This window comes from Alcanivorax hongdengensis A-11-3 (assembly GCF_000300995.1).
In the GTDB taxonomy this organism is placed as follows: Bacteria; Pseudomonadota; Gammaproteobacteria; order Pseudomonadales; family Alcanivoracaceae; genus Alcanivorax; species Alcanivorax hongdengensis.
In genome coordinates, this window is the sequence record NZ_AMRJ01000005.1 from 67,833 (window position 1) to 90,792 (window position 22,960).

The following is a 22,960-nucleotide window of genomic DNA, read 5'->3' on the forward strand; positions in this document are numbered from 1 at the left end:
CCGGGTGACGAGGCGCACTACAACCAAGGAGATAACAATGAGCCTGGAATTTCTGTCTGACGAGTGGTTTGCAAAGGTGAAGGAAATCCGTGACGGCGCCGGTGAGGTGGAAACCCCGGCCGCGCTGGCGGACCTGGTGATCAACATCACTGTCAGCGGTGACGCGGGTGACAAGGAACTGGCCCTGGTGGGTGGCATGATCGAGGAAGGTCACCACGGCGATGCGGCGACCACCATGATTCTGCCGGCGGATCTGGCCAAGCGTATCTTCATCGAAGGCGACCAGTCCGCCGGGATGCAGGGCTTCATGAGCGGCCAGATTCGTATCGAAGGTGACATGAGCAAACTGATGGCATTGCAGACGGCACAACCGTCCGCGGATCAGGTTGCCCTGATGAAGCAGATCCAGGACGTGACTGCCTGATAACGGCTTTCCCGCCTTGTGACAATGCCCGCCCCGTGCGGGCATTGTTGTATCAGGGCTGGGGTAAGTGGTTCAGATTGTCCAGCGGTTGATCCAGGGTGACGGTCTGGTGAGGGTAGCTGGCCAGCCAGCCCCGGGCGCTGCGACCGCCGTTGTCCAGGTAGTGGCCAAGGGTCTGACGGTAATCGTCCGATGCGCAGCAACTCAGGCACAACGGTTGCAGTCGTTGCGGGTCCCGAGCCACGCAGGGCTGACCCGGGCGCAGGGGGGCCAGCAGCGACGCAATCAGCGAAGCGGGCGGTGCCAGCAGGTCGCAGGGCAGGCAGACGCAGGGCCCGTGGGCAATGGCCAGGGCCGCTTCCAGCCCGGCCAGTGGTCCCTGAAAGTCGTCGCGCAGATCGCTGACCACTTGATCGGCCCACTGGGCGTAGCTTGGCTGGTTGCGGTTGGCGCTGATGATCACGCGCACCGGCGGTGGTGTCAGGGCGGTGATCAGTGTCAGTACCAGTGGGTGGTCGCCCACGGTCACCAGCCCCTTGTCCGCGCCCCCCATGCGGGTGCCCCGGCCACCGGCCAGCACAATCAGGGTATAGTCTTGCATATTGGCTCTCTCTGGCCGCTGTGCGTTGGGTTCAGCGGGCGGATCGGCTATGCTCTGCGCGGCACTGATAAACGCACTGTGTGGTAGCGTTGAGTATGCGGTGCATCCTCGGCCCTGGGAATAGATGTGACTGACGCCCGTAATTATCTTACCGACCTGTCTCGCTTCACGCCGTTGTTGCCTGGTTACCAACCCCGCGAGCCACAGCTGGACATGGCCGAGGCGGTGGAAAAGGTCATCGACGAGGGCGGCACACTCATGGTCGAGGCGGAAACCGGTACCGGCAAGACGCTGGCCTATCTGGTGCCGGCGTTATTGTCAGAGGGGCCGACGCTGGTATCCACCGGCACCAAGAGCCTGCAGGATCAGTTGTTCTTCAAGGATTTGCCGCTGGTACTCAAGGCCCTGAAACTGCCGCGCAAGGTGGCACTGCTGAAAGGGCGTGCCAACTATCTGTGCCCCTACCGCCTGGCGTTACACCAGGAAGATGCCCGTTTCCTCACCCGTGAAACCGTCAGTCAGATGCAGGTCGTGGCCCATTGGGCCAGTCGCACCCGCACCGGGGATATCGCCGAGCTGCAACAGATTCCCGAAGACGCCCCGGTATGGCCCTGGGTCACCAGTACCGCCGACAACTGCCTGGGCACCGATTGTCCCAGCTACCAGGATTGCCCGCTGATGAAGGCGCGCAAGGAAGCCCAGGAGGCTGATCTGGTGGTGGTCAACCATCACCTGTTTTTCGCCGATGCGGCCCTGCGCGGTAATGCCTCGGCCTCCGAGCTGCTGCCCACCGCCAATACGGTCATTTTTGACGAGGCTCACCAGCTGCCGGAAATCGCGGCGGTGTTCTTTGCCGATACCATCAGCACCCGGCAGATTCAGGAACTGGGACGCGACAGCCTTTCCGAGGCCGGGCAAACCGCCGCCGATCTGGTGCGGCTCAATCAGATCATCGCGTCGCTGGAAAAAGGCTGCCTGGACCTGCGCCTGAGCCTGGGGGAGGGCGAACGCCGTGAGCCCTGGTCGGAGGTGGTGGACAAGGATACGGTTCAGCAAGCCGGCGAAGATCTGCTCAACGCCCTGCGTGAACTGGAAATGTTTCTGGGCCCCCAGGCCAAGGCCAGCCGAGGCATGGAAGCCTGTGCCCGACGCGCCAGTGATCAGGTGGACTGCCTGGCTGCCTACCTGAAAGGCGAGCAACCTAATCGGGTCTACTGGTTCGAAACGTTCAAGCGGACCGTGGTGCTGCACAGCACGCCGTTGTCGGTGGCCGCTCAGTTGCGTGCCCAGCGCGAGCGACATCCGTGCAGTTGGGTACTGACCTCCGCCACCCTGTCCGTGGGCGGGCGTTTCGAGCATATCCAGAAGCGTCTGGGGCTGGACCATGCCCGTACCCTGAGGCTGGAAAGCCCGTTCGACTTCAAGCGCCAGGCCGTATTCTATGCCCCGGAGGGGCTGCCGGCCCCCAATGATCCGTCCTACACTGCGGCCCTGACCGAGGCCATGATCCCGGTAATCAATGCCGCCGGCGGGCGCACTTTTTTCCTGTTCACCAGCCACCGGGCGCTACGCGAGGCCGCCGCCATTCTGCGTTCGCGCATTGATTTTCCGTTGCTGGTGCAGGGCGAGGCCGGCCGCCGCGAGTTGCTGGACGGTTTTCGCGAAAAGGGCAATGCGGTACTGCTGGGCACCAGCAGTTTCTGGGAGGGCATTGATGTGCGCGGCGAGGCGCTCAGCTGTGTGATCATCGACAAGCTGCCGTTCGGGTCGCCGGGCGACCCGGTGGCTGCTGCCCGCATTGAGCACATCAACCGCAACGGCGGCAATGCGTTTCGCGATTACCAGTTGCCCCAGGCGGTACTGGCTCTGCGCCAGGGCGCCGGGCGTCTGATTCGCGACCCCCGGGATACCGGCCTGCTGGTGGTGGCCGATCCCCGCCTGCTCACACGCAGTTACGGAAAATTGTTCGTCAATAGCCTGCCAAACATGACGCGCACCCGTAAACTGGAGGTGGTGAACCGTTTCTTTGACTACCTGGCCCGGCAAGCGGGCGAGGTGACAACGCCGTTGGAAACATGACACGAATTCTTGCACTGGAAACCGCGGGAGAAACCTGCTCCGTGGCCCTGATGGGCCCGGACGGGGACATTATCGAGCAGTTCGAGTCGGCGCCGCGCCGTCAGACCGAGCGGGTGCTGCCCATGGTCGAACAGGTTCTGGCCGAGGGCGGCGTGCGCCTGCCGGAGCTGGATGCCATTGCCTTCGGCCATGGCCCCGGTGCCTTTACCGGGGTTCGTGTGGCGGCGGCGGTGACTCAGGGGTTGGCATTCTCGGCGGATCTGCCGGTGGTGGGTATTTCCACCCTGGCCGCCTGCGCACTGACCGCCGCTGACCAGTTTGACCATGGCGATATCCTGGCAGCGTTTGATGCCCGCATGGGCGAACTCTATCTGGGCGCCTACCGTCGTATTGAAGATAGCTTACAGACGGTGGTGGCCGACGGACTGTTCGACCCCCATGGCCTGCCGGACCTGCCCGCTGGCGAATGGCTGGTGGCCGGTTCCGGGGCGGTTTATGACGAGGCACTGAAAGAAAAATACGGGGCCCTGCGACTGGAAGGCAAGGTGCACCCGCGTGCCTCTGCCATTGCCAGGCTGGCCAGGGCAAAAGTGGTACGCGGTGAGGTGGTCCGTGCCGAGCAGGCCCAGCCGGTATATTTGCGTGATCAGGTGATTCAGGGAGCTGTCAGATGATTAACTGGGATTTGCCCAATGTGCATGTGTTGTCGGTGACGGTGCCGGCGGAAGCCATCGATGTGATGGGGCATGTCAACAACACCGAGTATCTGCGCTTCATGGAGCAAATCGCCTGGGACCATACCCGGGTGCTGGGGCTGGGCTGGGATATCTACCAGCATCTCAACCGGGGCATGGTGGCCCGGCATACGGAAGTGGACTACCTGGCGCCGGCCTTTGAAGGCGAGACGCTGCAGATCGGCACCTGGATCGTCGATAACGATAACCGCATCAGTATTACCCGCCGCTATCAGATTGTTCGTGAGAGCGATGGTCTGACCCTGTTGCGTGGCCGCACCCGCTGGGTGTGTGTGGCCCTGGATTCCGGCAAACCCCGCCGTATGCCACCGGAGTTTCTGCAGGGCTACAAGGTCACCGCCCAGGAATAGGAATCGACATGGATGTTTTTCAGGCCCTGGTGTTGGCACTGATACAGGGGCTGACCGAGTTCCTGCCCATCTCCAGTTCCGCCCATCTGATTCTGCCATCGCGCCTGCTGGGCTGGCCGGATCAGGGGCTGGCGTTTGATGTGGCGGTGCATTTGGGCACCCTGATGGCGGTGGTGTTTTACTACCGTCGTGATCTGAACGACATGCTCGTCGGCTCCGGCCGGGCATTGCAGCAGCGGCGCATGAATCCACCGTTGCGATTGGCCCTGTGGGTGGCACTGGCTACCGTGCCGGCGGTGCTGGCGGGCCTGCTGGGTGATCGCTGGATCGAGGACAACCTGCGCTCGGTGCTGGTCATTGCCACTACCACCCTGGTGTTTGGCGCGCTGTTGTGGATGGCTGACGCCTGGGGGCGCCAGCAACGTGGCCTGGAGCAGCTTGGCTGGCGGTCAGTGCTATTGATCGGCCTGGCCCAGGCACTGGCGCTAATCCCCGGGACTTCGCGTAGTGGTATTACCATGACTGCGGCCCTGGCGCTGGGGTTACGGCGCACGGAAGCGGCCCGCTTTTCCTTTCTGCTGTCGGTGCCGGTGATTCTGGGTGCGGCCTTGCTGAAAAGCCGTGATCTGCTGGCGCAGCCCCAGCCGGTGGACTGGACCCTGATGGCCCTGGGCGTGGTTGTCAGTGCCGTCACCGCCTACCTGACCATCGTCTTTTTTATCCGCCTGCTGGAGCGGGTGGGGATGCTGCCTTTCGTTATCTATCGTTTGCTGCTGGGTGCCGGTTTGCTGCTATGGCTGAGTTGATTGGCCTGTTGCCGGGGTGTCCGGCGTCACTGCCGGGGGTGGCGGTCAGTGATGATGCCGAGGCACGGTCACGCCAGCTGGCGCTGGTGCTGGGGATGCATGAGGGGCGCCTGAGTTTGTGGCGCCCCGGTGGCCAGGAAACGCCGCTGGCGGTGGAATTCAATGAGGGCAAACAGGGCTATCGTCTGAGCCATGAGCGGGTGCGTCACGAACGGCTGATCAAGGCCCTGGGCAAACCCCGTGAGGCGCAGACCACGGTGCTGGACGCCACCGCGGGCCTGGGCCGCGACGCGGCCCTGATGGCCATGGCGGGGTTTCAAGTGCTGCTGTGCGAACGCTCACCGGTTGTTCATGCGTTACTGGCCGATGGTCTGGCCCGGGCCCCCTCACTGGCCGAGCGGATGCTCCTGCTGCCCTGTGAGGACGCCCTGGCGCAGCCCACCGAGCCGCTGCATGCGGTTTACCTGGACCCCATGTTCCCCGCCCGGGAAAAAAGCGCGGCGGTGAAAAAGGACCTGCAATGGCTGCAATGGCTGTGTCCCTACCCGCAGGCGGATGAGGAACGCCGACTGATGGATTGGGCGCTGTCGCTGCCGGCCCGGCGCGTTATCGTCAAGCGCCCTGCACGGGCGCCGCTGCTGGCGGGCCGAACGCCGGGCTTCAGCCAGAAGGGCAAGGCGGTACGTTTCGATGTCTATCCGCGCGGCTAGTGCTTGAGACGGTTATCTCAACCGGACGAATAATATTGGCGGCGCCCCTGACGTTCTCCATGGCCTGATTCCCCGAAATCGTTGTATTGATAACAGCATCACTGTTTCAAGGAGAACGACGATGAAGTGGTGTATTTGGGGGATGCTCTGGGTTTGCCTGCCCGGGGGCGCCATGGCGGACGCCTACGTGAAACTCGGTTATGCCTATTCGGATTTGCGGGGCCTGCTCGTACTAGGAGGATGGCTTCTGCTGAATTCATTTTTTCATCCAGTAACGTCAGCCGGTGTGTCGTGTAGTTATTCTACATAAACAGCGGTTGGCGCTGCTGGATGGGAAAAGGGATCAGCCCTTCGGGTTGAGCCCCAAAAGCCGCCACTCGTTGTTATTCGTCGCTCATTTGGCGCAACCAAACTTCACTTCTCATGCCTAGATTGGCAGCTTTTGGGGCTCAACAGCAGCTATCCTCGTAGTACGAGCAAGCCCCTGCCAGGATCTGTCCATCAAGCATCTGGGCTATCCGAAGATTTCACTGAACAATTATGATCCCGGCGCCGCCGATGGCGTGTCGCTGGCCGCAGGGTATTTTGTCACACCTAATTTTCGCGCCGAGTTGTCGCTGGATTATGGCCTGGCGAGCGAGGATACCGATCGCATCAGTTATACCCGGGGTTCCACCGTGCAGGGTACGGTCAGTGCCAGTGCCTACAGTCGCACCCTGATGGTCAACGGCTATTTCCACTTCCGCGATACGCGCGGGGCCGGCCAGCTCGACCCCTATGTGGGCGCCGGCCTGGGGCTGGGCGTCAATCACTTTGAGGATGTCAGCACGCAGATCCCTACCACCAGCGCCACCGTCGATGATAGTGACGACATCGACTGGGCGTTCCGGGTGGGCGGCGGGGTGATGGTGTGGCTGGCGCGGCGTTGCAGCGCGGATCTGTCCATTTTCTATCTGGACCCGGGGTCCGTGACCACCGCCGACAGGGCCTACAAAGAAGGTGTCACTGTTCCCTTTGCCGAAGGGCTGGAACTGAATCTGGCCAGCTTTACCTATTCCCTGGCCATGCTTTACCGCTTCTGAGCCCCCGCCGGGTGACGGGGGCGGAGGCATCAGGCCGCCGGTTCCTCGCTGGGATTGAAGGCTTCCGGGTTGCTGACCCGGGTGACCCGCTGGATGGCATCACTGATATCCGGGCTGAGAATACGTCGGGCTTCGTCATCCAGAGCCTGCAGTTTCTCATCAAAGGTCAGGGCGCCCTGATCATCGGTCATCACCAGACCCGTGCTGTAGAGCTGGGCAATAAAATGCTTGAGTACCACCTTGTCGAAGAATTCCGGTGAGTTGAATTCGTACAGCAACGACAGACGCTGGGCCGTCTGATGCGCCAGTTCACCCAGCTGGTCGCTATTGAGCTTGCCACTGCCGTATTGCACCAGCAGGCGGATGGTCAGGTAATAACGTTCCAGGGATGGCATGACGGTCTGGCCCAGGTGCGACAGCAGGTCGGACTCATGGGTGTGCACCGGGGCACCATGCAGGCAGTTGTCATTGCGACTGATCAGCTGTTGTTGCTCCAGTACCACCAGAATGCGATCCACCGCCGCGGCCAGCTCCTCGCCATCCTGCCAGTGCAGGAAATACTCATTGCGCAGGAAGGGGTAGAGCAGCTGTATCATGCGCTGCAGCACATCGATGTTGATGCTGCGGGCATTCATGAACAGTGAGCAGATCAGGCCGGGCAGGATGAACAGGTGCAGGCTGTTGTTGCGCACGTAGGCCATCTGCAGGGCGGTTTTTTCATCGGTGGTGACCACATCGCCGAGCGGGTGCTTGATGCGCTCCAGGAATTCGTTTTCCAGCCCGTAATCAATGATGGCATCGGCGTCGGTATTGGCGATGGCCGCGGTATCACTGTAGGGCGCCTGCTTGAGCAGCTCGATGTAGAGTTGCAGTTGCTGACGCAGTTGCTGCAGATCCATGGTGTGCTTGGAAGAAGCCAGCACGGCCAGACTCATCAGGTTGACCGGGTTGGCCACCGCCGCCGCATTGATGGACTCCACCACTTCCTGGCCGAGCTCATTGATCATGTGCTTGAACCAGGGCGGTGTGTCACTGGGGGCCACTTCACAGCTGCGCCAGTCCCGGTTGTGCTGATCCAGGTAATCACTCAGTTTGATCGGTTTGCCGAAGTTCACATGTACCTGGCCGAAGTGACTGCGCAGAATGCTCAGGGACTTCATCAGGCCGCCCACGGATTCCTTCTGCTTTTTCTTGCCATGCAGCTCACCGATATAGGAGCCGGCCTCGATCACCTTCTCGTAACCGATATACACCGGCACAAAGGCCACCGGCTTGCGGGCATCGCGCAGATAGCTGCGCACGGTCATGGCCAGCATGCCGGTACGGGGCTTGAGCATGCGGCCGCTGCGGCTGCGGCCACCTTCGACGAAATATTCGATGGAGAAACCGCGGGCGGTAATGGTGTGCAGGTATTCGCTGAACACCGCGGCATAAAGCGGGTTGTCACGGAAACTGCGGCGCATGAAGAAAGCGCCGCCCCGGCGCAGGATGGTGCCCACCACCGGCAGGTTCAGGTTGATGCCGGCGGCAATGTGCGGTGGCACCAGATTGTTGCGGTACATGACGAACGACAGCAGCAGATAGTCGATGTGACTGCGGTGGCAGGGCACATAGATGATCTCGTGGTCACCGGCGACCTCGGTGAGGTTGTCCATGTTGTAAAGACGAATACCGCCATACAGACGGTTCCATACCCAGTTGAGTATCAGCTCCAGGAAGCGGATCACGGTATGGGAGTAATCGGCGGCGATTTCCAGGGCATAGCGGCGGGCCTGGGCTTCCAGTTTTTCTTCCTTTTCACCGGTGCGCGTCATTTCCTCGCGGATCACGGCACGCACGGTGGAAGAGTCCACCACGCTGCTGGACAGGGTGCGGCGGTGGGACAGGTCCGGACCGATGGCCGCTTCCTGCTGACGGCGAAAATGCACACGCAGAATGCGGGACGCCTTGCGTACCACCTGCTGTTGTTTCTGACGCTCGCAACGGTCCACCAGTGCCCGCAGGGACATGGGCTTGCTGAACTGTACGTACAGCTGGCGACCCTGGGTGAGAATAATGAAGAATTTCTTGATGAAACCCGCCGGTGACCAGTTGTCCGAGAAGATGATGCGCCACAGGGAGCTTTCCTTCTCCGGGCGGCGGCCCCAGAACACGGACACCGGCACCAGCTGGACATCCGCCTGCGGGTCGTCCTGCAGGGCCTTGACCAGTTTTTCCAGCCGGGCGGGGGACAGGGCGGTGCGCTGGCGGCCATTACTGAACTGGCGGCGATAAAGGTGGAAGTAACTGCGACTGAGGTGGGTCTTGCCCACATTCATGCCGGCCAGCGCCGGGGCCAGGCCAAGTCGCCGGGCGGATTGGTCCGCCACCGCCGCATCCGCGGCGGAGCGATCACGCAGCACATAGATGACCGGAATATCCGGATTGAGCTGCAGCTCCTTGGGGTCCGTGGGGAGTGCGTTGGCACGGGTGCACAGCCGCAAAAAGACGCGGACAACAAAAAACGCAAGGCGGTCAAGGCCAAACCAGAAATTCATAGGGTCGCAAGGGTAGTCAGTGTGCAGCAAGTGTATCTAAAGCCGGATAATGGGGACACCAGCGGATATTTCAATTTGTTTCAAAATGGTGGCCTGTCGCCCCGGCGCGGGGGGAACGGGGCGGTAAAAATCCCGGCCCGGCCGCTTCGGATTTGCTGTTACACTGGGGATTGATGAATTTTGACTTGCTGAACAGGGGAGAGGCCCGTGTCGACACATCAGGCGGGAATTTTTGATCGTAGTTACCAGCATCATCTGTTTTTTGAATATTGTCTGGGCAGTAACTCGGACCTGGCGGCCGTTCGCGGGGCCCTGGCGGCCCTGGTCGATATCAGTGATGACAATATGCCGGTACTGCTGGCGTTTGGGCCGGGCCTGTGGCGCGAGCTGGGTGGCAAATTCGATTTCCCCGGTTTTTCCCTGGATGGGCACATTCCGTCCACCCAGTCGGATCTGTTTGTCTGGGTGCAGGCCCGTGATCGGGCCGACCTGTTTGACCGTGGCATGGCGGTGCGTAACCTGATCGGCGACAGCCTGGCCAGTCAGCTCGAACTTACCGGCTTTGTCTACCACGACATGCGTGACTTGACCGGTTTTGTGGATGGTATCGGCAACCCCACCGGCGACAGGGCGTTGCAGGCGGCGATGATTCCCGAGCCGCATCCGGGGGCCGGTGGCAGCTGGGTGCTGGGCCAGAAGTGGAACCATGACCTGGCATCATTCAACAAACTGCCGGTGGCGGAACAGGAGAACGTGATCGGCCGTACCAAGGCCGATGCGGTGGAGTTCGATGACGAGCGCATGCCCGCCAATGCCCACGTGGGTCGGGTAGACGTTGACCGTGACGGCGTTGCCCAGAAGATCTGGCGCCGATCGGTACCCTATGGCACTACCACCGAGCATGGGCTGTATTTCCTGGCGTTCAGCTGCGAGCTGGATCGCTTCGATTATCTGATGCGACGCATGTACGGTATTGCCGACGATGCGGTGGTGGACCGCCTGCTTGATTACACCCGCCCGGCCATGAGCTCCTGGTGGTATGCCCCCAGTCAGGAATGGTTGGCGTCCCTGGCCCGCTGAAAACGCACGCTGGCCTGGTTAGCAGGCTCCTTATGCCTGGATCGGCGGGTGTTGGGGGGTAAACAGGCCCCAATAGCAAAACAGCGCGGTGATGACCGCGCTGTTTTGCGTTGTGCCTGTGAGTTGGCTCTCTGCTCAGTCGCCGGTTTTCCACTTGCTGAACATCTTGCCCAGCAAAAAGGGCGTCAGCTTCAGTGAGGCAGATAGCCACTGACCAGCGCCGGCCGGAAAGGCAAAGCGCAGGGCGTTGAGCAGTCCCTTGTAGGTGGCCTGGTCAAACGGATACCACCACAGGTTGCGTTTGGCCGGCAGCAGATCCCAGTTGACCATCTTCGCCTGGCTCATTTCCTCCAGCCCTTCGAAGCCGTGGGTGCGGCCGATACCGGACTCCTTCCAGCCGCCCCAGGGGGCTTCGGACAGGCCGTGGCTGTAGAGATGGTCATTGATGGTGGTGACGCCGGATTCCAGTCGGGCGGCCAGGGCGCGGCCGCGTTTGCGGTCGCGGGTCCATACCGAGGAGGTCAGCGCCAGGTTGGAATCATTGGCCCGCTGCAGCGCCTCTTCCTCGTTGGCGACCTTCTGTACGGCGATGATCGGGCCGAAGGTTTCGTCGCACATGGTCAGCATGTCGTTGTTGACATTGGTGAGCAGGGTGGCGGGGAAGAAGAAGCCGTTATCCACATCGCCCACCGGGCGCGACTGGGCCTCGATCCGTGCCCCCTTGGCCAGGGCATCTTCCAGGTGTTGCTGCACGGTGCGCAGCTGGCCGGCGGTGGTCAAGCTACCGATATCCACATCAAAGCCCTTGCAGCCGACGCCGTGGCGTAGCTGGCGCGTTTTCTTGGCAAGCATGTCCACGAAGGCGTCGTACACGGCCTCGACCACATAGACCCGCTCCACACCGCCGCAGCTCTGCCCGGCATTCTGATAACCGGCCCAGGCGGCGCCGTTGGTGGCCCGTTCCAGGTCGGCATCGTCCAGCACGATCATCGGGTCGTTGCCGCCCAGCTCCAGGGATACCGGCGTGAGAGTGTCTGCCGCCTGGGCCATCAGGGTCTTGCCGGCGGGCACGCTACCGGTAAAGAACAGCTTGTCGATGCCGTTTTCGAAGAAGCCGGTGGCCACCTTGCTGCCGGAGCCGACAATATGCTGGAACAGCCCTTCGGGCAGTTCGCCGGCGGCGATGATCTGTTCGATGGCGCGACCCACGGACGGGGTGGCCGCGGCGACTTTGAGCAAAATGGCGTTGCCGGCCATCAGGCCCATGACGATCTCACCGAAGGGAATGGACAGCGGATAGTTCCAGGGGCTGATAATGCCCACCACGCCCAGCGGCACGCGCATCATCTGGGTGCGCTTGTTGAAGAAAAGCAGGCTGCCGGTGGGGCGCATGCGCGGTTTGAGGGCCTTTTCCGCGTTCTTGCTGTACCACTGGCAGGCCAGGGCACAGGGCAGCACTTCGGTGGCCAGCGCATCGGTGAGGGTCTTGCCGTTGCTCTCGCTCACCGTGCGAGCCAGATCCTCGGCCCGGTCAACGATATAGCTGCGCATCATGCGAATATGGCGGGCGCGTTCCTTGAAGGATTTGGCCGCCCAGACAGCTTGTGCCTGCCGGGCCTTTGCCATGCGCTCGCCCAGCGTGGCCAGGTCGGTTTCGTTCAGCTCGGCCACCGCGGTACCGGTGGCCGGGTTGGTATCAAGCACCACCTTGGGGGTGTGGGTTTGTTGTGCGGTCATGATGTCTCTCTTCATCATTCCGGGCAGGGCGGCCTGCCCGTGGTCAATCCATCGGGGTCTGAAAACAGGGCTCATACAAGCTGTAGACACACAGTCTATCCGTTGTTGATGGCGGCGTCTGTGCCTGCAATGCGACCGGCCAGTCGCTGGAAGGTGAATACCAGCCGCTCCAGCGCGCCGTCAATCAGGTCCCGGCGGTGAACGGCGTCCGGCTGACTGTACGCCAGCTGATCAAGCAGGGTCGCGCAGGCGCGGGCGAAGTCCGGGTCGGTTTCGCCGCGGGCACAGGCACGAAACGCCCGAGCCAGGCTTTGCTGCCAGTGCTGGCCGGCCTGCACCAGCGCCGCGTCCGCGTAACTTTCCAGGCGCCCCTGCAGCCAGCGTGACACCTGGCCCAGGTTGAGGGCGGTGAGGCCCAGGTCGGTATAGTGACGCTGTTCCTGCGGCAGCACCTTGTCGCATTCGGCCAGCCGTCGCAGCCGGTCGGCCATGCGGCCGTTAAACCACTGTTCGCTATGGTGATAGGCCGGGTTGGCCAATCGCGCCAGGTCATCGGCGATACTGGCCAGCAGGCGACGACGCATCAGCCCGGCGCTGGGCGGCGTGATCAGGCGGAACATCAAATAGGCGAGAATGATGCCCAGGGTGACCGCCAGGCCACTGCTGAGAGTCTGGTCCATGGCAAAGGCCATGTTGTTGCCGGGCCGCACCAGAATGATGAAGGGCGTGCAGAAGCCCAGCCCGTAGGCCATGGTGGCCCGGTCGCTGATGGCCAGCAGGCCGAGAAATAGCGGCGCGCCCATCAGCATCACCAGCAGAGGGAAATCGCCGCTGCTGGCCGCCAGCAGTGGCAGGGTGAAGAACAGCCCGGTGGGCAGGGCAATCAGGGCACCGATCACCGCTTTCTGCAGCACCAGCTCCGGTGCTGGCAGGCGGGCAAAAAGGATGGTGAAGATGACCGGCATCACCATTAGCAAAATGGCCGAGGAAGAGGCGGTGCCGATCCACAGCCCGGCGGCGACCAGAAAGACCAGCGCGCTGCGCAGCGCCACGGCCAGGGCCAGCAGCGGATCACGATAGGGTTGCAGGCGGTTGGCGCGCAGCAGGGTCTGATCATGTCGGGCCAGGGCCCGGTTGGCTTCCAGGGCCACAATCAGATCGGCGATCAGGTTCTGGCTAACCTGGAAGAAACGTTTCTGCAGGGGCGGGGCATCGTCGCTCTGGGCGTCTTCCGCCTGGCGCAGCTGTTGACGCAGGCGCTGGCCCAGCTGCACACCTTCCTCGCCGGAACCGGCTTCGCGCAGTTGGCGAAAGCCGTCACGCATCTGCTCATGGAGCTGCTCGAGGGCCGGTGTCATCAGATCCTGGTGGTTGCGCTTGAGGCGGGCAAAGACCCGGATACGCGCCACCAGGGCGAGAATTTTCTGGCACACCACACTGGCGGCCCGGGCCTGCCCCTGACCCAGCTGGCCCTCGTAGCTCACCGCGCTGCTGTCATCGTTGAGGGCGAAGACGCTCTGCAACAACGTATCGGCCCGGGCGTGGCGCTGGTGGTGGCTGCCCGCGGGGTCCAGCTCCAGTTCCAGATAGGCCAGCGTCTGGTTGAGGGCGTCACGGGAATGGCCGATCAGCAGGTCTCCCACATGGGCCGGCCACAGCAGGTGACTGACCAGGGTGGCACAGACTGCCCCCAGGCCCAGTTCGCTGATGCGGGCGCTGGCCAGGGAGAACACCTGGGCGCTGGTCAGTGAGTCGCCGATGGCCAGCGACAGCACCACGATCAGGGTGGCAGTGACGCCGGCCATGGCGAAGCCGTAAATGAAGTTGGCCTGGCGAACCCAGGCGGAGGCGCCGGCGTTGAAGGCCAGCCACAGGGCCAGGGCGGCGATGGCCAGGCCAGGATAGGGCATCAGATTGGCGAGGATGACAATGCCCACGGCGCCGCCGATCAGGGTGCCGACGATCTGGCAGAGCCCCTTTTCCAGCACCAGCCCGGTTTCCGGGCGCACCTGCAGGAAGACCGCCGAGATCAGCGCCCAGTAGGGACGCTCCAGCTGCATGAGCATGGCCAGATAGAGCGCCAGGGTCATGGCGATGATGCCTTTGAGGGCAAATAGCACGCTGCTGCGTGGCGGTGTCAGGAACACCGCCAGGCGTGGATCAAGCGCCGTCATCATCGTGCGGGGCCGTCTCGAGACGGATGGTGGCGGTCATGCCGGCGGCCAGAATGACGTGGTCGGGCAGGGTGTCCAGGGTAATGTCCACGGGGATGCGCTGGGCCAGACGTACCCAGTTGAACGACGGCTGCACCTGGGGCAGGAGCTGGTTGTCGGTGCGGGTGTTGGCATTGGCAATGGCGGTGCCGATGCTGCTGACATGGCCGCTGAGCTCATGGCCACCATTCATTAGAATGACCCTGGCTTTCTGGCCGATGTGGATGCCATCCAGCTTGGTTTCCTCGAAATAGCCGGTGGCGTAGTAGCTGTTTTCCCTGACCAGTGACATCACCGGTGTGCCCCGGGTGACGTAATTCCCGGCGCGCAGGTTGAGATTGACGATGCTGCCGGCGGCCGGCGCATGTATCTGTGTGCGCGCCAGATTCAGTTCGTCACTGTCCAGCTGGGCACTGGCGATGGCCACATTGGCCTCGGCCAGCTGCGCCTGGATCTGGGCGGTATCCAGGTCTTCCTGGCTGATGGCGTGATTGGCGCGCAGCTGTTTGCGACGCTGGTACTGGTGCTGGCTGAGGCGGCTGGCCACCTGCTGGTGCTGTAGCTCGGCCCGGGACTTGGTCACCTGGGCGCGGTAGTGGCTGTCATCAATGGTCAGCAGCAGCTGGCCTTTCTCTACCCGCTGATGATCGCTGACATCAAGCTGGCGCACCCAGCCGGAAACATCCGGGGACAGGGTAATGACCTCGGCGCGGATGCGCCCGTCACGGGTCCAGGGGGCATAGAGGTAATAATGCCAGACCCAGGTGCCGGCCAGTATGGCGACGATAACGATGACAACGGTGAGCAGAATTCGCAGTGACAGTCGCATGGTCCCTTGCCGTCAGAGGTGGTCGGTCAGCCCAGTAGCCGCAGGGCCAGGGCGCTGTAACAGACAAAGAGTGCCACGTAGAACCAGGCATCTTTCCAGAGCCATTGCTGGCCGTTAAGGCGATGGATGGCAAGACGGGTCAGGCCGGTGAGCACCAGGCCCACCAGGGCAAATGCCAGCAGCGGGCTGAACAGCAGGCCGCCCAGTGTCATTTCACGAAGCCACATGGCCCCTCGCCATCAACGATCCTTGATGACCCATGGTAGCGGTCTGCGGGGCAGGGGGCACCCGCTGTTTGGGGATTTTTCAGCTGGCGGCCAGCAAATTATCCAGCAGCTGGCGGTAGATACGGGTGAGGGTATCCAGCTCACTGATCGAGGTGTGCTCGTCAACCTTGTGGATGGTGGCATTCACCGGCCCCAATTCCACCACCTGGGCGCCGGTGGGCGCGATGAAACGCCCGTCGGAGGTCCCGCCGGCGGTGGACAGCTCGGTGTCCTGGCCGGTGACGGTGGCGATGGCCGCCACGGCGGCATCCACCAGCGCGCCGCGGTCGGTGAGAAACGGCTGGCCGGACAGGGTCCACTGCAACTCGTAGTCCAGGCCGTGCCGGTCGAGAATCGCTTCGGTGCGCTCACGCAGCATGGCTTCGGTGAGTTCGGTGGAGAAGCGGAAATTGAAGATCACCTCGCAGCTGCCCGGAATCACGTTGGTGGCCCCGGTGCCGGCGTTGATGTTGGAGATCTGAAAACTGGTGGCCGGGAAAAAGGCGTTGCCCTGGTCCCATTCGGTGGCGGCCAGTTCCGCCAGCGCCGGAGCGGCGTCGTGGACCGGGTTGCGGGCCAGGTGCGGGTAGGCCACATGGCCCTGAATGCCCTTGACCACCAGGCGGGCGCCCAGCGAGCCGCGGCGCCCATTCTTGATCACATCCCCCACGGTATCGGTGGACGAGGGCTCGCCCACCAGACAGTAGTCGATCTGTTCGTTACGGGCCTGCAGGTGCTCGACCACCTTGACGGTACCGTTCACGGACGGGCCTTCCTCGTCGGCGGTGATCAGCAGCGCCAGGCTACCGTCATGGTCCGGGTGTTCGGCCACGAACTCCTCCATGGCCACCAGCATCGCCGCGATGGAGCCCTTCATATCCGCTGTGCCACGCCCGTACAGCAAGTCGCCATCCTGGGTGGGAGTAAACGGATCATGTTTCCAGGCGCCCTTGTCGCCGGTGGGCACCACATCGGTGTGCCCGGCAAACACGAACAGGGGGCCGCTGTTGCCACGGCGAGCCCACAGGTTACGCACCTCCTCGAACCACAGGGTTTCGCACTGGAAGCCCAGGGCCTGCAGCTTTTCGATCATCCAGTCCTGGCAGCCCTGGTCATCCGGCGTGACGGAGGGGCGGCGGATCAGTTCCTTGGTGTAGTCGAGAGTGCGGGACATGGGGCTTCCAAGTATCGATGGCTAAGGTCGTCCCTGTGGGAGCGTGCTTGCACGCGAAGCCGGTGCTATTGGCGTGCAAGCACACTCCCACAGATGGCAGTCTGGGCGTGGTGCTTTAGTTGTGCGAGTGCAGCTCTTCGTTGAGAGCGATGGCGCTCTTGTTGGTCAGACACTGCACGGCGCCGTTGGTGGTATTGCGACGGAACAGCAGGTCGGATTTGCCGGCCAGATCGCGGGCCTTGACGGTGTCGACGATCTCGCCCTTGTCGTCCAGCAGCTGCACCTTGGAGCCGGCGGTAATGTAGAGCCCGGCCTCGATGGTGCAACGGTCGCCCAGCGGGATGCCGGTGCCGGCGTTGGCGCCCAGCAGGCAGCCTTCGCCCAGGGAGATGATGATGTTGCCGCCGCCGGACAGGGTGCCCATGGTGGAGGCGCCGCCGCCGATGTCGGAGCCCTTGCCGACGAAGACGCCGGCGGAGATGCGGCCTTCAATCATGCCCGGGCCTTCGGTGCCGGCGTTAAAGTTGATGAAGCCCTCATGCATGATGGTGGTGCCTTCGCCCACGTAGGCGCCCAGGCGCACCCGTGAAGTATCCGCAATACGCACGCCCCTGGGCACCACGTAGTCGGTCATCTTGGGGAACTTGTCGACGCTGTTCACTTCCAGCACGGTGCCGTTGAGGCGGGCCAGCAGCTGGCGCTCGGGCAGCTCTTCCAGGTCCACCGCGCCTTCATTGGTCCAGGCCACGTTGGGCAGTAGCGGGAACATGCCGGACAGGTTAACGCCGTGGGGTTTGACCAGACGATGGGAAATCAGGTGCAGCTTGAGGTAGGCCTCGGGGGTGGAAGCCGGCTCTGCATCGGTTTCCAGCACGGTGCAGACCACCGGGCGATCACTTTCCTGAAAGGCCACGGCATAGCTGGCTTCATGTTCGAAGCCGGCGTCACGCCATTCGCGGGCAATATGTTGAACCTGGCGGTGGGTCAGCTCGATGGCCGCATTGCCCCCCTGGTAGCCCAGCTCTTCGCGGATTACCTCCAGCAGTTTGCTGTCCGGGTTCAGGGCCGGGTCCGGGTAAAACACTTCCAGCCATTGATCGTTACGGTTCTTGGTGCCACAGCCCAGGGCCAGTGCGAAAATGCTCATGGGGGTCCTCTCAACCTTTCAGTAATTGCTGCCACGCGTCGGCCTTGAAGCCGGCGGTGAGAATGCTGTCGTTCTGCAGGATCGGGCGCTTGATGATGGACGGGTTGTCCTGGGCCACCTGCATGGCCTTGTCGGCATCCATGCTGTCACGCAGGGCCTCGTCTAGTTTACGCCAGGTGGTGCCACGACGGTTAATCACGGTTTCCCAGCCCAGGGTGTCGATCCACTGGCGCAGGGCCTGTGTGTTCACGCCTTCCTTCTTGTAATCATGGAAGTGGTAGGCAATGCCGTTATCGTCCAGCCACTTCATGGCCTTTTTCATGGTATCGCAATTCTTGATACCGAAGACGGTCAGTTCCATGTTGGTTTCCCTCTAACGCTCCTACAGGGTATCCAGCAGTGCCTTGATGCGCGTTGCCCCTTCAATACATTCCTCCAGCGGTGCCACCAGTGCCATGCGCACGCGGTTGCTGCCGGGGTTTTTGCCGTTCACGGTGCGCGACAGGTAACGGCCGGGCAGCACGGTGACATTCTGTTCCGCCTGCAGTCGCTTGGCGAAGGCCTCATCGCTGATGGGGGTTTTCGGCCACAGGTAAAAGCCTGCTGACGGGGCGGATACCTTAAGGGGGCCACCGAGAATGTCCAGTACGGCGTCGAACTTTTCCCGGTAAAGGGCGCGGTTGTGTGCCACATGGGCTTCATCCTGCCAGGCAGCGATGCTGGCCAGCTGGTGGTGAATGGGCATGGCGCAACCGTGGTAGGTGCGATAGCGCAGGAAGCCGGCGAGGATTTCCCGGTCACCGGCCACAAAACCGGAACGCAGTCCCGGCAGGTTGGAGCGCTTGGACAGGGAGTGGAAGACCACGCAACGGCGGTAGTCATCGCGGCCCAGGGCCGCACAGGCTTGCAGCAAGCCGGCGGGGGGCTTGTCGCGGTAGATTTCCGAGTAGCACTCGTCGGAGGCGATCACGAAGTCGTACTTGTCCGCCAGCTGGATCAGTGCCTTGAGTTGCGACAGTGACAGGGTGGCACCGGTGGGGTTGCCCGGCGTGCAGATAAACAGCAGCTGGGTGCGAATCCAGGTGTCCTCGCTGACCGCATCGAAATCCGGCTGCAGACCGGTGGCATCCGTGCAGGGCAGATAGACCGGCTCACCGCCGGCCAGCAGGGTGGCGCCCTCGTAGATCTGGTAGAAGGGGTTGGGCATCAGCACCAGCGGCTGACGCTGGCGGTCGATCACCGCCTGGGTAAAGGCAAACAGGGCCTCGCGGGTGCCGTTCACCGGCAGAACCTGGCCGGCGGGGTCAACGCTGTTGAGGTGGAAGCGCTGCTTCAGCCAGTCGGCAATGGCCTGGCTCAGTTCCGGGATGCCGGCGGTGGTCGGGTATCTGGCCAGCAGGGCGCTGTTGTCACGCAATACCTGTTGCACAAAATCCGGTGACGGGTGCTTGGGCTCGCCGATGGACAAGGCGATGGGCGACTTGTCCGAGGCGGGCAGACCGGTAAACAGGGTTTTGAGCTTTTCAAACGGATAGGGATGTAACCGTTCCAGATCGGGATTCATAAAGGGGCTCTTAACGTTTACGACTGACCGTTCTTGTCGTCGAGTTCTTGTATCAGGGTTTGCTGCAGCTGCTGGCACAGGGCCGGGTCGGAGACCGGTTCACCGTTCAGGTCGGTGATGAAGAACACGTCCTCCGCTTTTTCGCCCAGGGTGGCAATGCGGGCATTCTGCACCAGCAGTTCGAAGCGCATGAAAATGCGCCCAATGTGCGCCAGCAGGCCGGGGCGGTCCAGGGTCTGGATATCCACGGCGGTGCGGTCGTTGGTCAGATCATTGCTGATGACCACCCGGGTGGGCACGTCGAAATGCTTGTTGCGCCGCGGCATGCGTCGGCTCACGGTGGTGGCAAAGCGCTCCGGATGCTTGAGCGTTTCGGTGAGCGTCTTGCGGATCTGTTCAATGCGCGCCAGGTCTTCACCGATGGGGGTGCCATGTTCATCGAGCACGATATAGGTATCCAGGCTGAAGCCATCGGCACTGGTGATGATGCGCGCGTCCATGATGGTCAGGCCCAGGCTGTCCAGGGCGTTCACCGTGGCGCTGAACAGGTTGCGGGTGTCCGGGGTGTAGATGAAGATCTGTGAGCCGCCGGCCAACACGCTCTGGCTGGATTCGCGAATCAGTACCAGCGGGTCGTCCGGGGTGTCACGTTGCAGCAGGGCTTCGGTGTGCCAGGCAATATCCCGGGGGGCTTCGCGCAGAAAATATTCGTCGCCGATATTGGCCCACAGGGTTTCGATGGCCCCGGCATCGCAGTCCCGGTCCACCAGCATTTTCATGGCCTCGTCCCGGGTCTCGTCGATCCAGTCCTGCTTTTCCACCGGGTTGTTGAGGCCGCGGCGCAGGGCGCGCTTGGTCTCGGTGTAGAGCTGGCGCAACAGGGAGGCTCGCCAGGAATTCCACAGGGTGGGGTTGGTGGCATTGATGTCGGCCACGGTCAGCACGTAGAGATAATCTAGGTGCACCAGGTCACCGACCTTGCGGGCAAACTCGTAGACCACCTCCGGGTCGGAGATGTCCTTGCGCTGGGCGGTGACGCTCATGGTCAGGTGATTGCGCACCAGCCAGGCCACCAGCTTGCCATCCCAGGGAGTCAGCCCATGGCGTTGGCAAAAGGCAATGGCGTCGTCGGCGCCCAGCTCCGAGTGGTCGCCGCCACGGCCCTTGGCGATGTCGTGATAGAGGCCGGCCACATACAGCAGCTCCGGCTTGGGCAGGCGGTAGAATACGTCCACCGCCAGCGGGAATTCCTCGCGCATGTCTTCGTAGCGCAGCCGGCGCATGTTCTTGATCACCAGCAGGGTGTGGGCGTCCACGGTGTAAATGTGGAACAGGTCGTACTGCATCATGCCGATGATGCCGCCGAATTCCGGCAGGTACTTGCCGAGGATGCCGTAGCGCTTCATGCGGCGCAGTAGCGAGAACAGCGAATGGGGGCTGCGCAGCAGCTGCATGAACAGGGCGTTGTTGGCCGGGTCGGCCCGGAAGGCATCGTTGATCAGACGCCGGTGGAAAATCAGCGATCGCACGGTGGCGGCGCGGATGCCTTTCAGGTCCGGGTTCTGGGCCATCAGCAGGAAGGTTTCCAGCAGGGCGGATGGCGTTTCCTTGAACACGTCCGGGTGGCTGATTTCCAGGTAGTCGTTGCGCACCTGGAAACGGCGGTTTAGCGGGCGTACCTGTTCCGGCTCGTTGGCGCGCAGGATGACCTCGTCGAACAGCTGCAGCAGCATTTCGTTGAGTACCGACAGGGCCAGAGCCACGCGGTAAAAGCCCTTCATGAAGTGCTCCACCGCCAGATTGGCGTCGGAGTCCTCATGGCCCAGGCGGGTGGCCAGCTGGCGCTGGTGGTCAAATAGCAGGCGGTTCTCGTTGCGTTCGGTGAGCACATGCAGCTGCCAGCGGATTTCCCAGAGGGTATCCAGGCATTTGCGCAGCACGCCGTATTCCTCGCGGGTAAGAAAACCCACGTCAACCAGGGCTTCCAGGCTGTCGGCGTTGAAATGCCGCTTGGCCACCCAGGCGATCATCTGCACATCGCGAAGGCCGCCGGGGGCATTCTTGATGTCCGGTTCCAGGTTGTACTCGGTGTCATTGAAGCGGCGGTGGCGGTCGGTCTGTTCTTCCCATTTGGCGGCGAAAAAGGCCGCCGAATCCCACATGTGCTCGGGGCCGGTGCGGTCTTCCAGTTGTTCGCGCAGGCGGTCGCTGCCGGCCAGGGTGCGTGCCTCCATGATATTGGTGGCCACGGTGATGTCAGCGCGGGCCAGCTCCACGCATTCGTCCAGGGTGCGCACCGCATGGCCGATTTCCAGGCCGATGTCCCACAGGAAAGTGACGAAACGCTCCAGACCGTCGCGAACCGGCTGGGACGGGTCATCGGCCAGCAGCACCAGCAGGTCCACGTCAGAGCAGGGGTGCAGCTCGGCGCGGCCGTAACCGCCCACCGCCACCAGCGCCACGCCCTCGCGCCCGGCCAGCCCGAACAGGGACCAGGCGGCGATCAGTACCCGGTCGACCAGTTCGGCGCGGGCACGGACCAGCACCTGGATGTCGGTGGTTTCAAAGGCCTGGTTAAGTCGCGCCTGTTCCTGTTCGAGAAACTGGCGGGCATATTGACCGGGCTGGGCGCTTTTCTGCAGCGCCTCCTGCAGTTGTTCCTGACTGAGCGAAGGTTGCACTTAGTAAAGGTCCGTTTCTTCGCTGCGGGCGGTGAGGACTTCGTAGCCATCCGCGGTGACGGCAATGGTGTGCTCCCACTGGGCGGATAACTTGCGATCCTTGGTGACCACGGTCCAGCCGTCCGGCAGCAGTTTGTTGGCGGCTTTGCCGGCGTTGATCATGGGTTCGATGGTGAACACCATGCCTTCCTGCAATTCAAGTCCCGTGCCAGCTTTGCCGTAGTGCAGCACCTGGGGCTCTTCATGGAAGACCTCGCCGATGCCGTGACCACAGTATTCGCGCACTACGGAGAAGCGCTCACTTTCAGCCAGTTTCTGGATGCGCTGGCCGATATCGCCCAGTCGCACACCCGGTTTGACCATGCGGATACCCTCGAGCATGCATTCACGGGTGGTTTCCACCAGGCGTTTGGCCAGTACCGACGGTTCGCCCACGAAGTACATCTTGGAGGTGTCGCCGTGCCAGCCATCCTTGATGACGGTGACATCGATATTAATGATGTCGCCTTTCTTGAGCACCTTGCGGTCAGAGGGAATGCCGTGACAGACCACGTGGTTCACCGAGGTGCACACGGATTTGGGGAACCCCCGGTAGCCCAGGCAGGCAGGAATGGCCTGCTGTCGGTCGACGATGTGGTCGTGGCAGATGCGGTCCAGCTCTTCGGTGGTGACCCCGGGCTGCACGTATTCACCGATCATCTCCAGCACTTCGGCGGCCAGTCGGCCGGCTTCGCGCATTTTTTCGATCTGTTCCGGGGTTTTAATGATGACAGTCATTAGAATTCAGGAAACTCCAGCGATTTCATGGGCTTGGGCGATGGGGAAGGGCGCCGTGACAGCGCCGGAAAGCGCCTTTCTCGTTGCCTGGGGCCGGCGCTTGTGGTATAAAGCGCGCGCTTTCCTGCTCCTCGCCGGTGCTGCATTG

General features: G+C 62.4%; 20 protein-coding genes. 8 read left to right on the top strand and 12 right to left on the bottom strand.

The features are described 5' to 3' along the window. Window positions 1-37 precede the first annotated feature (37 nt). Window positions 38-424: an SCP2 sterol-binding domain-containing protein gene (locus A11A3_RS05330; RefSeq protein ID WP_008928246.1), complete on the top strand. Its 387-nt coding sequence runs from the start codon at window positions 38-40 to the stop codon at window positions 422-424. Window positions 425-476: 52 nt separating this feature from the next. Here A11A3_RS05330 and A11A3_RS05335 read toward each other — a convergent pair whose 3' ends face one another. Continuing rightward, window positions 477-1,025, bottom strand: a complete 549-nt coding sequence (locus A11A3_RS05335; RefSeq protein ID WP_008928247.1) for an NTP transferase domain-containing protein — start codon at window positions 1,023-1,025, stop codon at window positions 477-479. A gap of 126 nt (window positions 1,026-1,151) precedes the next feature. Here A11A3_RS05335 and yoaA point away from each other — a divergent pair, with 126 nt between their 5' ends. The 6 genes from yoaA (at window position 1,152) to A11A3_RS05365 (ending at window position 6,807) form a co-directional block, all read left to right on the top strand. Continuing rightward, the gene (gene yoaA, locus A11A3_RS05340) at window positions 1,152-3,104 is read left to right on the top strand and encodes a DNA repair helicase YoaA (RefSeq protein ID WP_008928248.1); all 1,953 of its coding nucleotides are present in this window, start codon (window positions 1,152-1,154) and stop codon (window positions 3,102-3,104) included. After that, entirely contained in the window at window positions 3,101-3,778 is a 678-nt protein-coding gene (gene tsaB / locus A11A3_RS05345) for a tRNA (adenosine(37)-N6)-threonylcarbamoyltransferase complex dimerization subunit type 1 TsaB (RefSeq protein ID WP_008928249.1), read from the top strand. The genes yoaA and tsaB overlap by 4 nt, the downstream gene beginning before the upstream one ends. After that, window positions 3,775-4,209 (top strand): acyl-CoA thioesterase, encoded by a 435-nt coding sequence (locus tag A11A3_RS05350; RefSeq protein ID WP_008928250.1) that lies wholly within the window; start codon window positions 3,775-3,777, stop codon window positions 4,207-4,209. Before tsaB ends, A11A3_RS05350 begins: the two co-directional genes overlap by 4 nt. 8 nt (window positions 4,210-4,217) lie before the next feature. Continuing rightward, the gene (locus A11A3_RS05355) at window positions 4,218-5,015 is read left to right on the top strand and encodes an undecaprenyl-diphosphate phosphatase (RefSeq protein ID WP_008928251.1); all 798 of its coding nucleotides are present in this window, start codon (window positions 4,218-4,220) and stop codon (window positions 5,013-5,015) included. Then, window positions 5,003-5,725: a class I SAM-dependent methyltransferase gene (locus A11A3_RS05360; RefSeq protein WP_008928252.1), complete on the top strand. Its 723-nt coding sequence runs from the start codon at window positions 5,003-5,005 to the stop codon at window positions 5,723-5,725. The genes A11A3_RS05355 and A11A3_RS05360 overlap by 13 nt, the downstream gene beginning before the upstream one ends. 530 nt (window positions 5,726-6,255) lie before the next feature. Further along, window positions 6,256-6,807: an outer membrane protein gene (locus A11A3_RS05365; protein WP_370695892.1), complete on the top strand. Its 552-nt coding sequence runs from the start codon at window positions 6,256-6,258 to the stop codon at window positions 6,805-6,807. Between the two features lie 29 nt (window positions 6,808-6,836). Here A11A3_RS05365 and plsB read toward each other — a convergent pair whose 3' ends face one another. Beyond that, window positions 6,837-9,344, bottom strand: coding sequence for a glycerol-3-phosphate 1-O-acyltransferase PlsB (plsB, locus tag A11A3_RS05370; protein WP_008928254.1), 2,508 nt, complete (start codon window positions 9,342-9,344; stop codon window positions 6,837-6,839). A 207-nt stretch (window positions 9,345-9,551) separates the two neighbouring features. Here plsB and A11A3_RS05375 point away from each other — a divergent pair, with 207 nt between their 5' ends. Continuing rightward, window positions 9,552-10,424, top strand: coding sequence for a Dyp-type peroxidase (locus tag A11A3_RS05375; RefSeq protein ID WP_008928255.1), 873 nt, complete (start codon window positions 9,552-9,554; stop codon window positions 10,422-10,424). Window positions 10,425-10,559: 135 nt separating this feature from the next. Here the strand turns inward: A11A3_RS05375 and A11A3_RS05380 are convergent, their stop codons facing one another. From A11A3_RS05380 to map, 10 genes are all read right to left on the bottom strand, one after another. Continuing rightward, a complete protein-coding gene (locus A11A3_RS05380; RefSeq protein ID WP_008928256.1) occupies window positions 10,560-12,161 on the bottom strand; it encodes an aldehyde dehydrogenase family protein in 1,602 nt (533 codons plus the stop codon). Window positions 12,162-12,256: 95 nt separating this feature from the next. After that, the gene (locus A11A3_RS05385; protein WP_008928257.1) at window positions 12,257-14,338 is read right to left on the bottom strand and encodes an FUSC family protein; all 2,082 of its coding nucleotides are present in this window, start codon (window positions 14,336-14,338) and stop codon (window positions 12,257-12,259) included. Continuing rightward, a complete protein-coding gene (locus A11A3_RS05390; RefSeq protein WP_008928258.1) occupies window positions 14,322-15,203 on the bottom strand; it encodes an efflux RND transporter periplasmic adaptor subunit in 882 nt (293 codons plus the stop codon). Before A11A3_RS05390 ends, A11A3_RS05385 begins: the two co-directional genes overlap by 17 nt. 26 nt (window positions 15,204-15,229) lie before the next feature. Further along, complete coding sequence (locus A11A3_RS05395) at window positions 15,230-15,430, bottom strand: DUF1656 domain-containing protein (protein ID WP_008928259.1); 201 nt, start codon at window positions 15,428-15,430, stop codon at window positions 15,230-15,232. Window positions 15,431-15,509: 79 nt separating this feature from the next. Next, the gene (gene dapE / locus A11A3_RS05400) at window positions 15,510-16,643 is read right to left on the bottom strand and encodes a succinyl-diaminopimelate desuccinylase (protein ID WP_008928260.1); all 1,134 of its coding nucleotides are present in this window, start codon (window positions 16,641-16,643) and stop codon (window positions 15,510-15,512) included. A gap of 115 nt (window positions 16,644-16,758) precedes the next feature. After that, the gene (gene dapD / locus A11A3_RS05405; protein ID WP_202802670.1) at window positions 16,759-17,784 is read right to left on the bottom strand and encodes a 2,3,4,5-tetrahydropyridine-2,6-dicarboxylate N-succinyltransferase; all 1,026 of its coding nucleotides are present in this window, start codon (window positions 17,782-17,784) and stop codon (window positions 16,759-16,761) included. Window positions 17,785-17,800: 16 nt separating this feature from the next. Next, window positions 17,801-18,151 carry an ArsC family reductase gene (locus A11A3_RS05410; RefSeq protein ID WP_008928262.1) on the bottom strand — a complete coding sequence of 117 codons (351 nt, stop codon included), beginning with the start codon at window positions 18,149-18,151 and terminating at the stop codon, window positions 17,801-17,803. Between the two features lie 21 nt (window positions 18,152-18,172). Then, window positions 18,173-19,354, bottom strand: coding sequence for a succinyldiaminopimelate transaminase (dapC, locus tag A11A3_RS05415; RefSeq protein WP_008928263.1), 1,182 nt, complete (start codon window positions 19,352-19,354; stop codon window positions 18,173-18,175). A 17-nt stretch (window positions 19,355-19,371) separates the two neighbouring features. Further along, complete coding sequence (locus A11A3_RS05420) at window positions 19,372-22,035, bottom strand: [protein-PII] uridylyltransferase (RefSeq protein WP_008928264.1); 2,664 nt, start codon at window positions 22,033-22,035, stop codon at window positions 19,372-19,374. Then, a complete protein-coding gene (gene map, locus A11A3_RS05425) occupies window positions 22,036-22,812 on the bottom strand; it encodes a type I methionyl aminopeptidase (protein WP_008928265.1) in 777 nt (258 codons plus the stop codon). Between the last annotated feature and the right edge of the window lie 148 nt (window positions 22,813-22,960).